Source organism: Spirosoma knui (assembly GCF_054780635.1).
On the sequence record NZ_BAAGVY010000003.1, the window covers coordinates 59,390 to 76,018 of the forward strand.

The window sequence follows — 16,629 nt, forward strand, 5'->3', positions numbered from 1 at the left end:
ATGGTGTACTGATTACTTTACCCGTTGCTTTAGTTAATACGTTGGCTCATGGTCGGTATCGGTACCGGTTTGGGCCACCTGTTCCGAATCGTCGACCTGATCACCGCCCGAGCGATCTTCGGAGTCATCAGCGTCCTGCTCTTTGGCTTCTTTCTGGGCCGCTGGTGTTCCAACTTCCTCGGCTGAGGCATAATCGTCGGGGCCGTGCGTTGTCACGTCCACCGTACTCGTGTTTGTTTTATCGCCGTTCGCAACAATACTTTTCTGGGCTTCTTCGGTCACTTCCATCGTACTGTTGTCCATATCGCCCATGCGCATCACTCCGTTTTTGCTGTCCATGTCGATACCACCAAATGCTCGATTGTTACGTCCATCCTGACCGCCCCGAACCTGCATACTGTCGAGACCGTTGGATGAATCATCTATCTCGTCTCGGTTTTTATTGTCCGTAAGATGCACATCCGCGTCGGCATCGTCGGTACCGAACGGGCCTTCTGTACGGCCAATTATCTGCGCTTCATCGCGTTCTACATCTTTCTCGTCTTTCATAACTTTGAGTCGATTAATTGTATAGAATAACCCTGAATTCTTCAAAAGGTTTGGGCTGCTCCATAGGCTTACTTCCCCGATTCTTGTGCATTGTCAGCAGTTAAGCAGAATACGCAGGTTTGAAAGAAGTTGACTCAAACAGCTACCGAAAAATTAATATACATACCGAAAAATAGACATCATTCCTGATCAACTATGAACTAAGCCAGATTAGCTGTTACCTTTCTGACTGAAATGTACGGGTAGCATAGCCGGGTGAACACCAGCTAGGTGGCCGCCGGTCAAATCTGTTCCGAAATCGGGACAGCCCCTCTAGTCGAACTGCACTTTAATAGTTGGATAAAGCGTAATGCAGAAAGCAGACCGGCCTTGTCGATCTGCTTTTTTATTGCCCTAAAACAAAAAGGAGCCCACCTAGCCGATGGTCTCCTTTTTACTTAAAGTTTGTTCACGAACTTAATCGACATCCCAGAACAAGCGAGTGCTAAAGACATCCACAGTCCCCTGAGCTTCTACGTTAGCCGCGTTCGAGCCAGATTCCGTATTTGGGTAGAAGAAGCGTACCGGACGTTTTGCATCCGTCACCTGCGTACTTTGCGGAATGTTCGGCTGGTTCGTACGTCTGTATTCAGCCCATGCTTCCAGACCGCTGAAGTTAGTCAGGGCAATCCATTTCTGAATAGCAATTGCCGTCAGCTTATCCGTCGAAGCGTCCCAGTCATAATTGTTAATCTTGCTGCCTTTGAAAGCGTCAGCACCCGCTACGTTCGCGCCTAAAACGCGGAACGACTGCTTGATGCCTTCTTCAAAATAAGCTTTAGCCGCATTCGGAAGCGTTACATCGGCGTAACGTTGCTTTGCTTCCGCCAGCAGGAACTGAACTTCAGCCGCCGTCATGATAATATACGGACGGTTGTACTCGCCTTTTACCAGCAGACTTGGTCCCAGCGAAACCGTGTTGGCCGGCAGGTAACCCGAACTGGCCCCAAAAGGCGTGCCTGAATAGTTGGCCATCACCTCTTTCTGAGTACTTACACCAGGCGTACTGGCGTTCTCGCCCCCATTGGCGTAGGCAATCCGCTTCAGCCGCAGGGTATCACCAGCCGCTTTGAGGCTATTGACCAGAAACTGCGTTGGGCGCGGATAATTGTTCAGCGCGCGTTTTGCACCGTTGGCATCGTATCCCCAGCGGTCATATACTGGGTTCAGTTTACCAGCCGTAGCCAGGTAAAACGAAGGACCACCAACACCTACATCTATACCGGTGATAAAGCCCGAACCTTCCGTTACAATCTTGTTAACTTCGGTTTTGATGTAAGCCTCTCTGCCGGCAACTCTGGATTGCCGGATCAGAATGCGCATCTTCAGCGAGTTGGCAAACTGTGTCCACCGCGTTACGTTCCCGCCGAAGACAATATCCGATCCTGTAAAGGCGCTGGCAAACGGATTGGCTTTCAGATCGGTAATCGCTTCGTCCAACAACGTAATGAGCGATTCGTAAACGGCCTTCTGATCATCAAATTTTGGGGCCAGCACAGCGCTTCCTTTCAGAGCATCGGTATACGGTATGTTGCCATACATGTCGACCAACTGCTGAAACAACATGGCCTTCATCACCTTTGCCGGTCCTTTCAGGTATTTCTGACTGTTGGCATCAGCATTATTGATTACGTACTGATAGTCCTGTAGGTTATCGTAATAGCCATCCCAATAGTTGAAATCACCATTGGTGAAGTTGTAAGCAAACTGCGTGGTACTAATGATGTACCCATTACCCTGCGACCACTGGCCCGACCAGTAGAAACCGATTTCGTTCGATCCCTGTCCGTCTGTGTTACCGGCAATATTCCGCGCGGTCGTATTCAGGGCATTGGTGAAAACAAAACTTGGTGATGCAGTTGGTAATACGTTGGGGTTTGTATTTATATCTAAGAAAGATTTATTACAACCACTACCAACCACGGCCACAAAAGCGGCTATGAATAATGATTTTAATTTCATGTTAAATCAATGTCGATGGTTTACTAGAACGTAAGATTGATGTTTACACCATACTGACGTACTGGTGGGGTCTGTCCGGTTGTGTTGATACCAATACCGAGGGCCGACGTTGCGGTTGGCGTTGCTGTGCTGCCTGGCGTTGGGTTACCCTGGTAGCTGAACTCAGGGTCTGTGTAGTAGTTCAGCTTATCAACGATCGTGAACAGGTTCCGGCCGTACAGCGCAATGCTGGCTCCCGAGAAGATCTTTGTTTTGCTCATCAGGCTTTGGGGCAGGCGATACGCCAGGTTGATATCCCGAAGTTTGATGAACCAGGCTGGCGTAACGAAGTTCTCCGATACCAACCGATATTGGTCAACCCACAGGGCATACTCCGCTTCACGTACATTAACGGTCGTGTTTGGAATAACCGTTTTGCCGTCAGCATCCAGATAAGCCGAGTTCGGGAAGATATGCGGAGCCCGGTTTTCGGTCCACTTACCCGTTCCGGTGAACGTCATCTGACGACCCAGATCGCTGAACATTACATTACCACCCCGGTATTCGAAGTTAAACGTAAAGGCTAAATCACCGTATTCGATTTTCGAGCCCAGACCGGCAATATGGCGGGGAAGCACACCACCGCGCGACGACAAGGTGGTCTGGCGGAGTGGGTAACCCGTTGTTGAGTTCACCAGCACACGACCCGATCCATCTGGAGCGTATTGATAACCATCCGTTTTCAGGATTGGAAACCGCTCACCCTTAATTACGTTCGTGTTGGCGTATGCAAATCCACCGTACTGGAACTCGTTGATGCCCGGATACAGATCAAGTACTTTGTTGTCGTTGTACGAATACCGAACACTCGCATCCCAGGAGAATTTACCACCCCGCGCAATCAGATATTTCAACTCGGCTTCGTATCCCCAGTTTTTGGTTTCACCGACGTTGATCAGCAGGTTGCTGAAACCAGTTGAGTTTGGAACCCGAACGGTGATAACCTGGCCTTTTGAATTCTGAGTATATGCCGATACGTCAATGTTAACACGGTTGTTGAACAACTGGAATTCGCCACCAATTTCGGTCGAATAAACTGTTTCAGGTTTCAGACCAGCATCCGGTAATACGTTACCAACGGTCAGACCAACAGTGTTGCCGTACGGAAAGCCCGTACCATTGCCGTACGCCAGATCAAGACCGTATAAGGGAATGTTGTCATTGGCGTTCTTATTGGCGTTCACCCGGATCTTCGCGTAGTTCAGGACATCGTTGCGAATACCAGGGAAAGCGTCTGTTGGAATGAACGAGAGGGCAGCGCCGTAGTACGGATACGACCACGTATTGGCCGGACGATTTGGTTTATAGAACCGAGACGTAGCGTCGAAGCGGAACGTACCGTTCAGAATCAGCCAGTTTTTGTAGTTCATGGTTAAGTCAGCGTAGTACCCATACCGACGCTCCTGCGTTGTGGCTTCACCCCCAGTCAATTCACCTTGGCGGTTCGCTACGTTGTATACGTCGGGTACGACAATGGAACTTGATCCAACAGCCATGGATTTAGTCGTACGCTGATAAATGCTGTTCCCCAGGATTAACTTGTTGGTAAACGGACCGAAATCTTTCGTCAGGTGAACCTGGAATTCGTTGTTAACGACGTTTTCTGTATTCGAGTAATCTGTTACACCACCCAGAATGTCGGTGATTGCCCGGTATATACCCGTACCATCGCCGTCGTGATAAAACGGAGCAGGAACAAACGATTTCGTTTTAGCCCAGTCTGAATACAGGAATTTACCCGTGGTATTTTTGCCCGTCCGGGAGTTGTTCATCACCCCTAAACGCTCCGTGATCATCAGCCAGGAAGTTGGCTTATAGTTCAGGCTCAGATTACCGTTCAGGTTAGCATCTTTGTATTTCATTCGGCTGTTATCGGCATTGAAATACGGGTTATTGTAATAGTCGTTGTAGAAACCGTTTGGATTGGCAAGTGGATTGGTCTGCCAGTTGCGCAGGTCGTTCAGGGGCAGGTTGGCTGGCTGGTTGAGTACGTCGTTGTAGAAATCAGACGAAGTACGGTCGTAAACAGCCTGCGTAAAGCCGACGTTGAAACCGGCGGTCAGTTTACCATATTCTTTGGTAGCCGACAACCGTGCACCGGTACGTTCGCTTTGGTCGTTCGGTACAATCCCAGCAATCTTCTGGTTTTCCAGCGACATATAGAACGAACTGGTTTCGTCACCACCCTGGAAACTCACCTGATTGTTCATCGACACGCCCCTGTTGAACGCCTTCCGACGGGCATTTGGAATAGCTGAGTACGGGATAATCAGCTGGCTGCCATCTTCGGCTGTCCGGCCCTGAATCCGCAGCGATCCATCAAACTGATCACCGTACTGCTGATTTTCGTAAGGCCGCCAGTTTTCTTTCATCCGAACCAGATAGTCGTTGCTGTAACCAGCCGTACCGAACGATGGGTAGTAGTGAGAACCCGAACCGAACTTGTCCTGAATCTGCGGCAGAAAACTGATGTCCTCAAAGTTTGTACTGTTTGAATACGATACTTTGAGTTTTCCTTTTACGCCTTTCTTGGTGGTGATGATGATAGCACCGTTAATACCAGCCGACCCGTACAACGTAGCAGCCTGTCCACCTTTCAGGATAGACACGCTCTCGATGTCGTTAGGATTGATCAGAGCCAGAATGGTCGACGTCGTCTGCATACCATCCAGCACGACCAGCGCTTCGTTGTTACCAGTCAGCGAGCGGTATCCACGTAACACAACCTTTACAGCTGGGTCAACGCTGTTGTTTACATTGTAAACGGCCAGACCGGTTACCTTGCCCGAAAGTGCCTGCGCTAACTGGGGCGAACGGCCAACAGTTACATCCTCTGTTTCTACTTTAGAAACAGCATACCCAATCTCACGCTGACTCTTCCGGATACCCTGAGCCGTTACCACAACTTCCTGAAGCTGTGAAGCGTCGGGTTTTAAGGAAAAATTCAATGACGTTTGGTTGTCAACCTTAATCGTTTGGGAAGTAAAGCCGATGAAGCTGGCGTTTAATACTTCGCCTTTTGACGCATTGATTCGATAGATGCCTTCAGCATCTGTCGTGGCACCGCGTGTCGTGCCTTTCACCGAGATGTTAACGCCCGGTAATGCAGATCCGTCCTCTGATGAAGTGACCTTTCCGGTGATGACCAGGTCCTGGGCCAGCAAAGGAATAGCGAATAAACACAGTATAAACTGTGCTAGTAAAAATTTACGCATAGAACGTCGTTTAAGTTAAGAAGTAGTACTTAAATAATATCCACTACCCCAAAGTAAAGTAATTTTATTGAGACAAGATTTTGCCAAGGTCAATTTTTTTTCAATCATCCCCTACTATTCGACCTATAAGCAAAATAATGTTCTGAATAAGAATGGTTGGCGGCTACATTACATAAGGGACCTTAACTAAGTATAGTTTCGTTTTACTTGAACTCAATTAAGTATTGGGTATAGAGCAATCACTGGGTATTTGATATTCCAAAAAGGCCATGTTCATTGTCGAACATGGCCTTTTTGGACGATTTACTGATTAATTCTCTTCTCCTGAAAGGTTAGTCGCTGAATTTTACAGCTTTTGAATGGGCAAGCGGTTTTGTTATACTACGCTCACTAGTTGACTACTTTTCACTAACCTATACTCGGTATATATTCACTACCTAGGGTCAAATTTGTTCGCTGACCATATATACTAAGTAAACTACAGTCTATAAAACATTACGATTCATTGTCTGTTGTTTATCTCTAGCAGCTCTTAACTACCAGTTTACCCATAGAATATATCTTCTAAACGCTTTATACAAAATATATTTTTGAAAGTTTAACTATGTAGTAAGTAATTTTTACAAGCCGTACTAAGTACTAACCTATAAAAGTACAATTTTCTGATTAAAATTAGATTAAAGGACTTTGTAGCGAAATTAGGCATTTATGAGGTATACTATCTATAAATTATGGCAATAGGTGCTATTTGACAAACAAAAGGTTCGTTTTTTGGTAGATAAGTCTTTAATTTTGTTGAAAAATTAGTTTTATAGTTCAAACAAATCTCCATCAACTTTTATGAGAAAAGTTCTAATTGGAAGTTGGCTCATGTCACTGCTGTTCTGTTTGCCGCTGATGGCGCAGGAGGCCGTTGTGACGGGTCTCGTTACTTCGTCGGATGATGGCTCAGCCCTACCCGGCGTGAGCATTGTTGTAAAAGGAACAAGCCGGGGAACAACGACAGATGCGAATGGGGCCTACCGGATCAACGCCGGAGGAAACGCGACCCTGACGTTCTCCTTCGTAGGGTTTAAGTCGCAGGATGTAGCCGTTGGGAATCGCAGTTCGGTTAACGTCGTCTTGCAGAATGATGCCTCTACCCTGAACGAAGTCGTAGTGACGGGATTCGGTATCCGTCGGACTGAACGGGAAATCGGTACGTCGGTTACGAAGATCAACAGCTCACAGATCAACCAGGCCGCTCCGGTTAACATCGCTAATGGGTTAACGGGTAAAGTTGCCGGTTTGCAGGTCAACTTAACTAACAACGCTGTAGGATCGACTCCACGCTTAACGATACGTGGTAACCGCTCTTTCCTCGGAAACAACCAGGCCTTGCTGGTTGTCGATGGTGCACTCACAGATATTGCATTTCTTTCATCTATCAACCCCAACGATATTGAAAGCACAACTATCTTAAAAGGGCCCAGTGCAGCGGCTTTGTACGGGTCAGATGCCTCTAACGGCGTATTAGTAATTACCACCAAGCGCGGTACCACTAATAACCGGCCACAAATCTCGTACACAAACAATACTCAGTTCGAGAGCGTATCGTACATGCCATCGCTCCAGAACAGCTACGGCTCCAACGGTGGTGAAGGCGCTCCGTTTATCGACGCCAACGGCCAGCGGTTGTACGTTCCCTTCGAAAACCAGCAGTTTGGTCCCGCCTTCGACGGTTCGCTTCAGCCCCTTGGCTATGGCGTACAGGTACGGAACCCCGATGGGTCGCTCCGCCTGGATACCTTGAAGGTGCCGTACTCAGCTTTAGCGAAAGATCCGCGCAAAGCGTTTTTCAACACCGGCGCTACGGTACAGCACGATTTATCGTACCGGATTGGCGATGCGCAAAACTTTTTTGGTTTAGGCATTCAGCGCGTTGACCAGACGGGTATCGTACCCAACGATCGGTTCAGCCGCACAAACCTGTTGGTGAACGGTGGCCGCACGATTGATAAATTCACAGTTACGGCAAAGGCCAACTTTACGTATCAGAATCGGAATCTGGAGAATGGCGATTTTGGTCAGGGCCGTCCGGTCTACTGGAACCTGCTGAATCAGCCCGCCCATGCCCCCCTGACTGATCCCCGCATTAAAGACATTACGTCACCCTACGGCGATGTAAACGGGTACTTTAATGCTTATTACCCAAACCCGTGGTGGCAGGTAACGGGCGACAATTCGCGGGCGGTTACAAATCAGTACAACTTCCAGGGTTATGCCGACGTTGCCTATCAGTTTACGAAATGGCTGAACGTATTGTACCGCGTGTCGGGTCAGGTATCGAACTCTCAGTTTAAGTCACACGTGGCCGAGGTAACGTTCAGCGACTATGCGATCAGTGACCCCTGGGGCGCCGGTAACATTGCCTCATCGGTACAACGGCGCAGCGCAACTGTTACTGATCAGACCGACACACGCACCCGCTTTACGGGCGATCTGCTGGTGTCGATTACCCCAACCTTCGGTGATTTCACGACGAAGTTAATCCTGGGGCAGCAAACCCGTACCGACTATCGGCGCAATACGTATGCGAACGCGGCTGCACTGGTCATTCCGGGAGTATACAACATCTCGAACCGGCTGGGTGAGCCGAACGTATCGGAATACAACGCACAAAGCCGTCTGCTAGGTGCATTTGGCGACTTGACCATCGGCTACCGCGACATGTTCTTCCTGCACGCTACGGGACGGAATGACTGGACGTCGCTGCTGGCTCCTGACAACCGGTCGTTCTTCTACCCCAGCGTCGATGCCTCGGTGATTCTGACCGAAGCCTTACCTTCATTGAAGGGCGGCAATGCGTTGACGTACTTAAAACTGCGCGGAGGTATTGCCAGAGCCGGGAACGTAAACGTAGCGGCTTATCAGCTTCAGAACGTGTTCAACCCCGGCACCAACCAGTCTTCGGGTGGTAACCCGGCTTCGGGCGGAACGCAGTTCCCGTATGGCAGCCAGCCTGGCTTCGAATTGGGTAACACGCAGAATGACCCCAACCTGAAACCGGAGTTCACAACGAACCGCGAAGTAGGCGTTGAAGTTGGTTTGTTTGACCGGATCAACCTGGAAGCCGTGTACTACACGACGACCACAACCAACCAGACCGTACCGATTCAGATCTCGCGCGCTACGGGTTACACCTCAGCCCTGATCAACACGGGTTCGATGGAAAACCGTGGCGTAGAGCTGGAACTACGTACGCTACGTCCAATCGTGAACACGGGGGGCTTTACCTGGAACATCAACACGAACTATACCTTCCTCGATAACAAGGTGACGTCGGTTTACCCAGGTCTTGACCGCATCAATATCCCGCTCACTGATGGTTCAGGCTCGTCAGTGTATGCAGCCGTTGGTCAGCCTTACCCAGCGTTGTACGTATCGGATATTCAACGGGTGACCGATCAAAACAGTCCATATTATGGACAAGCTGTAGTTAACTCAACCACGGGATACCCAATTCTGGACCCTACAATCCGGTATTATGGTACGACCCAGCCGCGCCATCGCTTCGGCCTGACCAATACGTTTGGCTACAAGGATTTCACCCTGTCAGCGGTAGTTGAATACCGGGGCGGCAATGTGATTTACAACCAGCTTGGCAACGCACTTGAGTTCACGGGTGCTGGCATTCGGTCGACCTACAATGGCCGTCAGAATTTCATTTATCCGAACTCGGTTATCCAAACGGGTACTGATGACCAGGGTAATCCAACCTATACGCCGAACACGAGCGTATCGACCCGGGATGGTAATCTGGAATTCTGGACGAACTCAGGTTTCCATAATGCCGCTTCGAGCTACGTAACGAGCGCAGCGTTCTGGAAACTACGGGAAGTGGTGTTGGGCTATAACGTACCGGCTGCTTTCCTGAGCAAAACCAAATTCCTGAAGACGCTGAACGTAGCCCTGACCGGCCGGAATCTATTGCTGTTACGTCCGAAGACAAACGTTTTCTCCGATCCGGAATTCTCGCTGGATAACAGTAACGCACAGGGAACAACAAATGAATACCAAACTCCGCCTACGCGGTTCTATGGTTTCCGGGTAAGCGTTGGGTTCTAATCTTAATCAACAACTAACAATGTTCAACATAAAGAAAATAACGGTTGGGGCATTAGTCGCGCTGCTGGCGGTATCGTCGAGCTGCAAAGACGACTATCTCGACATCAACAATAACCCCAACCAGGCGACCTCGGCAACGCCCGAGCTGGTTCTGCCCAGTGCGTTAGCGTCTACCGCCAGTTATATGCAAACCCGTTTCCCGTTCCTGAACCTCTGGATGGGCTACTGGAACTGGAGCGGTAACTACTCGATCGGTACATCGGACAAAAACTACCAGTTTACCAACTCCTTCGGCGCGGGTATCTGGGATAATGGGTACCTGATCCTGAAGAACTACAATTACATCGATACGCAGGGCGCGGCCTTAAACCAACCTGTTGTGCAGGGAATGGCTAAAATCATGAAAGCCCTGCACTTTCAGATTCTGGTCGATACCTACGGCAACGTACCCTATACCGAAGCCCTATCGGGTGTGGCCACGGCGGCTCCGAAATACGACGATCAGGTAGCGATCTATGAAGATCTGTTTAAGCAGATCGACGCAGCGCTGACCTTGTTCGATCAGGCAGACGAGGTAGCGGCTCAGGGTGGTACCGTTCGGAATCCGGGCTCAAACGACATCATGTTTCAGGGCGATCTGGATCTATGGCGGAAGTTTGCCAATACACTGAAATTGCGGATGCTGCTGCGTCAGTCCGAAAAACCAGAGCGGCAGGCGTTCATCCAGGCGCAACTTGCTACACTGAAAGCTTCGGAATACGGATTCCTGGGCGAAGGCGAAAATGCGGCTGTCAACCCCGGCTACACCAACTCGGCCAACCGCCAGAATCCGTTCTACGGCAACTTTGGCAGTACAGTGACGGGTACGCCTACAGAGTTGAGCAATCAGTATAAAGGCAATAAGTTCGCTATCGATTTCTATCAACAAACGAACGATCCACGTCTGGGCCGGTTTTATTTTCCGGTCGGCGGTACGGGCACTACGTTCAATGCTACGTTCTTTGGCACCATTAATCCGTTGGTGAACAGCCAGGTTTCGGCGATCGGACCAGCTTTACTGGAAAGTGCAGATCAGGACGCGATAATCCTGGCTTCGCACGAGTCGCTGTTTCTGCAAGCGGAAGCAGCTCAGCGCGGCTGGATTACTGGAACACCTCAGACGTTCTACGAAGAAGCGATTACCGAGTCGTTCCTGAATGTTGGGCTGACCGCTGCGCAGGCGGCTACGTACTACGCGCAAGCCGTTAACAACGTAGGCTGGGAAGCGTCAACGAACAAGCTTCAGGCGATCATTACTCAGAAATGGGCGTCGCTCAACGGCTTTAATCCGTTCGAATCCTGGTCTGATTACCGTCGACTGGGCTACCCGAACGTACCGATCTCGCAGGACCCAAGCACGACCATTCGGCAAATTCCGGTACGTCTGCTGTATCCGCAGAGCGAGTTTAACTATAACCAGACCAATGTGAGCGCACAGGGAACGGTTAGTCAGTTCACGACAAAGATTTTCTGGGAGAAATAAGCGATAACACCAGCAAAGAACTATTATGAAAAAGTTTTTATACGTCATCGTCGCTGCGAGCCTGACCGGAAGTCTGAGCTCCTGCCTGAACGATGATGAACACTACGTTGATTTCAAAAATGTGGGATCCGTTGCGGAGATTCCGTCATCGGCTTTCTACGGCGCTCAGGATACCCGCAGCTACCTGAAAGTAGCGGCCGTCACGGACTCGTTCGACGTGAACATTGCGTCGCCGAATCCACCGTCACAGGATATTCAGGTGACGGTGGCCGTTGACGAAGCCGCCCTGGCTGCGTATAACGCGCAGAATGGTACGTCGTTCAAAGTGTTGCCTGCGTCCATGTATCAGCTGTTGACGCCAACGGTTACGGTGAAAGCCGGTACCCGTTTGGCGCCAATTGCGTTCCAGTTGAACACGACTTCGTTAAGCTTCACCGATACGTATGCGATTCCGTTTGTAATCAAAAGCGCAACGAATGGCGTGGTGGTAAGCTCGAACTATGGTACCAAGATTCTGGCTGTGGTTCCACGGAACAACTACGAAGGTAACTATCAGGCGACGGGTACGTTCAATCACCCAACAGCGGGCGCACGGGCCATTAACCGCCCGAAAACGCTGAGCAGCATTGATGAGTCGACCAGCCAGACGGAATACGCTGACCTAGGCGGCAGTAACACGATGTGGCTAAAGATTAATGCCGACAATACGGTTACAATCATTCCGAAAGGAACATCGGCTGCGGCAACGATTCAAAGTGGCGTCAACACCTATAACCCAACAACGCGCACGTTCACGTTGAACTATCGCTACGCGGGTGCCGGTGGTGACCGGGTTATCACCGAAACTATTCGGCGGGTTAATTAAGCGCTGGCAGACAGAATACACAAACAGGCAGTTGGCTTAAGCCAACTGCCTGTTTGTGTATTCATTATTTCCATCAGGCAATCGTTGCGGTTACTTCCTCTGCTTTGTTCGAGCCGGTTAGTTCCGCCAGCAATTCATCGACGTTCACGGTCGCAAAGCTGCTGGCATAATCGGCCATAGCGTAAGGAATAATCAGGTCACTCCCGTTTATAATGCCTCCGCAGCTATATACGACGTTCGGTACGTAGCCTTCGCGCTCGTTTTCGTCGGGGCTCAAGATTGGTTCTGTTGTCCGGCCGATTACCTTACTAGGGTCGTTCAGATCGAGCAGAAACGCACCAATGGCGTATTTACGCATGGGACCAACGCCGTGACTAAGTACCAGCCAACCCGCTTCGGTTTCAATGGGTGAGCCGCAGTTGCCTAGCTGTACATACTCCCAGTGATACGTTGGCTTCAGAAGCAGTTCTTTGGTTTGCCAGAAATACAGGTCGTCGGAATACATGAGATAGATATTCTCGCCATCCTGCCGCGAGATCATGGCGTATTTCCCGTTGATCTTACGAGGAAACAAGGCCATACCTTTGTTTGATACCTCAGCCCCGTTCAGGGTGCTCACGTTGAAGTGCGTAAAATCTTTTGTCTCCAGCAACTGCGGGAACGTAACGCGTCCGTTGTAGGCCGTATACGTAGCGTAGTAAGTCACCTCGCCATTGTCATCGGTAAACTGCACGAACCGGGCATCTTCAATCCCGTTGGTTTCGTTCGGAGACGTGGGAAAGATGCATCGTTCATCCAGACTCTGGTCGTCCTCGAAGTGAATTTCATAGTTCGAACGGGCCAGCGCCAGCAAACCACCGGCAATGGTGTCGTATTCGGCATTGTAGCGATACTGAGCCAGCACACGCTTTGTCTGCGTTTCCAGCTCGGGCAGGCTGAACTCATCGCCTAACCCCGCCATCATTTTTTCCTGAATACTATTTTCCAGCCTCAGCTCATACAGTTTCCGCTCGAACTGCGCCCGATTAAACCGATGATTGGGCACAATCTCCGGCGACGTTACGTAACGCGACGGTTTTCGCAGAACGATCTTACCCTCCTGATCGATATAACCCATCCGGAACGAGATCGACGATACGTGTCCTTCTCCGGTGGCGCGCAGGCTCAAAATGAACCGCTTGTAACCGGGCGGCACGTTGCTCTGGTCAGGATGCCAGATCATCGACGGGTTAAAGAGGGCAGCCGACTCCAGCGAGTACTCCATCGTGAAGTACGCCCCCAATAGCAGCTTACGCTCCTGGGTGAGTGGCTCGTCGGTCAGGAGCTGCGGTTTTATCTGCTCAAACCGTTGTAGCAGAAAGCGCTCCAGCTTATAGTGCCGACCGCCAAACTCCCGAATTACCTCGTCGAGTTTTCGCTCGGCTTCTTCATCACTCATCGCCCCGATTCGGGCGATGATTTTCAACGTTCGGGTAGTACTTCCTAAATCAAAAGGACGAAACAAGACACGCGTCGGATCGGGCCGGAGAACAATACCCGTCCGGGTTGCTTTAATACTCATTCAGTAAAGACGTTACAGAATCGATTAGATACACGCTTAAAATTGGCTAATGCGGCCGTAACCTGCAACGCCTGATACGTATAACTTGAAAATTCTGTCTCTTCATTGGACAACTTAGCTTAAGGACGTAATTTCTAGGTTAACGGACTTTTTTTCCTGACGTCGTTTTTGAACCGTGTCCAGTTCAGCTAGGGCCAGCAGGTACGACAAAGTAGACTCCGCACCCTGATTTTTGTTCACCCGGTCGATGTGTAAGCCATCGCGGCAGCCACCCGTTTGCTGGTCATACAGAGGCAGACCCAGGTCATTCAAGCCAATAAACCATTTGAACACCCGAACGGCCGTTCGCTGCCATTCGTCGTCGCCGGTTACTTCATAAGCCGCCAGGCAGGCCGATACGGTACTTTGGGCTTCGAGCGGTTGTTGGTCGAAATAAGCGCGTGGCTGCCCTTTTACGTAAAACCCATTGGAACCAATAGGCTGAAAATGCCCGCGCTCCGCCGTTTGAAGTTTGAGCAACCACTGCAACGATTGCACACCGATCCGAACGCACTGTTCATCTCCCGACCGGATAAAGGCGTGAGCCAGCACGGCGTTGTCGTACGATAGAACGTTCTCAAACCAGGGCCAGTCTTCGGTTGCGGTTTCCGTATAACAGAACAGAAGTTTGTCGAGCAACTGCCGCTGAATCGTTTTCGCCAGCCGGTCGTCGTTGAATTTTTTCTGGTATTGATAGATGCCCAACAGGGCAAAAGCCCAGGCTCGCGGAGAAGTCATATCAGCTACCGACGGCATCACTTTTTCGAGTAATCCCAAGGCCCACGTTACGGTGTTCCGGTCGGTGGCCCGGCCAATGCAGGTACCCAGCGCCCAAATCGTTCGTCCCGTGCTGTCATCGGAGCCCACCTCTTCGAGCCAACGGCGGTCGTAGCTCATGAAGTTGCGGAACCGGCGGTATTCATCGGTATAGGCATAGTTGAGAAACGCGCAGTAATTGTCGGCCGTTTTCGCCAGCTTCTGATCCCCTACGTTAGCCTCCAGAAGGGTCAAAGCCAGAATGAGCGCCCGCGCGTTATCGTCGGTGCAGTATCCTTCTTCGTAGAATGGCAGGTGGAAGCGGGCATGCTGAATAATACCGGTTGAATCGGTCATTCGATACAAATGATCGAGCCGTAAAGCGGGTAATCGGAAAGCAGAGCTGCTCAGTCCGCCCATTGTATACGAAGCCTGATTATTTACCAGACCCATCCGTTCGTGCCGCGCCTGAGCAAATGAGTCAGCATAGGCTTGAATCACCCGTTCCCAGATCATCTCACGACCCAACATATACGCTTTCTTACGGATACCGTGTCGGCGGGACTCATCGGTAAGCAGGTTAATGAGCTGATCGGCAATGGCCTCCGAATCACCAAACGGCACCAGCACACCACGTCCGTCGGCCAGCAGTTCTTCAGCATGCCAGTACGGGGTCGACACCACCGCCTTGCCGCAACCAAAGGCGTAGGACAATGTACCGGATGTAATCTGAGCCGGGTTCAGATAAGGCGTAATGTAAATGTCGGCCGCGCCCAGGTACTCCAGCAAATCGTCTAATTCAACAAACTGGTTATAGAACCGAACATTGTCCCGCACACCAAGATCAGCGGCCAGTTTCTTCAAACTATCCCGGTAGACCTCGCCTTCGTGTTTTACCAGATTGGGGTGGGTGGCCCCCAGAATCATGTAAACCGCGTTCGGCACCTGTTCAACAATACGGGGCAAGGCACGAATCACATGCTCGATGCCTTTGTTGGGCGACAATAAACCAAAGGTAAGTATGGTTTGCTTGCCTTCCATGCCAAACTTGTCTTTATAGAAATGGGGATCAACGAACGGCATATCCGGAATACCATGCGGTACTACGTCTATTTTTTCGCTGGGTACGTCATAAATATTGATCAGAAAATCACGCCCTTTCTCCGACATGCAGATGACCCGCGCCGACAGATCGGCAATGCTTTTCAGGACCAGCAACTGCTCTTCGTTTGGGCTTTTCAGAATGGTATGAAACGTCGTCACGATGGGCATGGCCAGATTCCGGAGCAGCGTCAGGATATAACTGCCAGCCGGACCACCGTAAATTCCGTACTCGTGCTGTAAACAGACGACATCGATATCTTTTGAATTCAGGAATTCGGCCGCTTTACGGTACGCTTCCTGGTCGTGCTGGTAAAAATCATACCGAACTTCGCTCGGATAATCGTATCCTTCAGCTACGTCGTTTACCGAAACTACCAAAGGTTTCGACTCGGGAATAAATGAATTGTATGACTTGAAAAGATCGGAGGTAAAGGTGGCGATTCCACACTGACGAGGAAGGTAATCACCGATAAAGGCTACATTTTTGGGTTTGTGACTCCACATGTCCGAGCCGTTTATTTGATCGATCATATCGTTGAATAGTATAGAAGGTTCTATAACTCTAGCAGTTAAGATGCTTTTACGTATAAAAGTGTCTTAACCTAACTTTTGTTTGTAAAAACAAAACAATTTAGGGGTATTGAATAGCGAAGTAGATTAAAGGGCGAATAGTCCTATCTTATATATCAATTCAACCCTATTTTATATTGGAATAAGAAAAACGCATACTAGCTTTTTCACGCAAAAAGCTGGTATGCGTTGTATACCCGTTAAAGAATAATGTTTACTATTTTTTTCGTCTTTCTTGGGGCCTGTTGTAAATTTTTATTCTGCTGCCGTAGCTGCTCCACTTCGCGCTTGAGCTAAATAA

8 protein-coding genes are annotated in these 16,629 nt (G+C 49.8%); 3 read left to right on the top strand and 5 right to left on the bottom strand.

All coding sequences use genetic code 11. The annotated features are described in order from the left end of the window. Positions 1-33 precede the first annotated feature (33 nt). From ACYVIY_RS08910 to ACYVIY_RS08920, 3 genes are all read right to left on the bottom strand, one after another. Positions 34-549 carry a hypothetical protein gene (locus ACYVIY_RS08910; protein ID WP_460975975.1) on the bottom strand — a complete coding sequence of 172 codons (516 nt, stop codon included), beginning with the start codon at positions 547-549 and terminating at the stop codon, positions 34-36. A gap of 456 nt (positions 550-1,005) precedes the next feature. Then, positions 1,006-2,550 carry a SusD/RagB family nutrient-binding outer membrane lipoprotein gene (locus ACYVIY_RS08915; protein ID WP_460975976.1) on the bottom strand — a complete coding sequence of 515 codons (1,545 nt, stop codon included), beginning with the start codon at positions 2,548-2,550 and terminating at the stop codon, positions 1,006-1,008. 23 nt (positions 2,551-2,573) lie between these two features. Next, positions 2,574-5,804 (bottom strand): SusC/RagA family TonB-linked outer membrane protein, encoded by a 3,231-nt coding sequence (locus ACYVIY_RS08920; RefSeq protein ID WP_460975977.1) that lies wholly within the window; start codon positions 5,802-5,804, stop codon positions 2,574-2,576. An 840-nt stretch (positions 5,805-6,644) separates the two neighbouring features. Here ACYVIY_RS08920 and ACYVIY_RS08925 point away from each other — a divergent pair. From ACYVIY_RS08925 to ACYVIY_RS08935, 3 genes are read left to right on the top strand one after another with little or no spacing between them, the layout of a single operon-like run. Then, positions 6,645-9,911, top strand: coding sequence for a SusC/RagA family TonB-linked outer membrane protein (locus ACYVIY_RS08925; protein ID WP_460975978.1), 3,267 nt, complete (start codon positions 6,645-6,647; stop codon positions 9,909-9,911). 19 nt (positions 9,912-9,930) lie between these two features. After that, positions 9,931-11,433 carry a SusD/RagB family nutrient-binding outer membrane lipoprotein gene (locus ACYVIY_RS08930; protein WP_460975979.1) on the top strand — a complete coding sequence of 501 codons (1,503 nt, stop codon included), beginning with the start codon at positions 9,931-9,933 and terminating at the stop codon, positions 11,431-11,433. Between the two features lie 25 nt (positions 11,434-11,458). Next, complete coding sequence (locus tag ACYVIY_RS08935; protein ID WP_460975980.1) at positions 11,459-12,298, top strand: BT_3987 domain-containing protein; 840 nt, start codon at positions 11,459-11,461, stop codon at positions 12,296-12,298. 73 nt (positions 12,299-12,371) lie between these two features. On the opposite strand, the gene ACYVIY_RS08940 is transcribed toward ACYVIY_RS08935, so the two are convergent. Further along, positions 12,372-13,859 (bottom strand): glycoside hydrolase family 130 protein, encoded by a 1,488-nt coding sequence (locus ACYVIY_RS08940; protein WP_460975981.1) that lies wholly within the window; start codon positions 13,857-13,859, stop codon positions 12,372-12,374. A gap of 114 nt (positions 13,860-13,973) precedes the next feature. Continuing rightward, positions 13,974-16,289 carry a glycosyltransferase family 4 protein gene (locus ACYVIY_RS08945; protein WP_460975982.1) on the bottom strand — a complete coding sequence of 772 codons (2,316 nt, stop codon included), beginning with the start codon at positions 16,287-16,289 and terminating at the stop codon, positions 13,974-13,976. Positions 16,290-16,629 lie beyond the last annotated feature (340 nt).

Excerpts from the sequence above, each read along its gene's own strand:
- ACYVIY_RS08910 (WP_460975975.1), bottom strand. The coding sequence starts at position 549 with ATGAAAGACGAGAAAGATGTAGAACGCGATGAAGCGCAGATAATTGGC.
- ACYVIY_RS08940 (WP_460975981.1), bottom strand. The coding sequence starts at position 13,859 with ATGAGTATTAAAGCAACCCGGACGGGTATTGTTCTCCGGCCCGATCCG.
- ACYVIY_RS08935 (WP_460975980.1), top strand. The coding sequence starts at position 11,459 with ATGAAAAAGTTTTTATACGTCATCGTCGCTGCGAGCCTGACCGGAAGT.
- ACYVIY_RS08945 (WP_460975982.1), bottom strand. The coding sequence starts at position 16,289 with ATGATCGATCAAATAAACGGCTCGGACATGTGGAGTCACAAACCCAAA.
- ACYVIY_RS08915 (WP_460975976.1), bottom strand. The coding sequence starts at position 2,550 with ATGAAATTAAAATCATTATTCATAGCCGCTTTTGTGGCCGTGGTTGGT.
- ACYVIY_RS08920 (WP_460975977.1), bottom strand. The coding sequence starts at position 5,804 with ATGCGTAAATTTTTACTAGCACAGTTTATACTGTGTTTATTCGCTATT.
- ACYVIY_RS08930 (WP_460975979.1), top strand. The coding sequence starts at position 9,931 with ATGTTCAACATAAAGAAAATAACGGTTGGGGCATTAGTCGCGCTGCTG.
- ACYVIY_RS08925 (WP_460975978.1), top strand. The coding sequence starts at position 6,645 with ATGAGAAAAGTTCTAATTGGAAGTTGGCTCATGTCACTGCTGTTCTGT.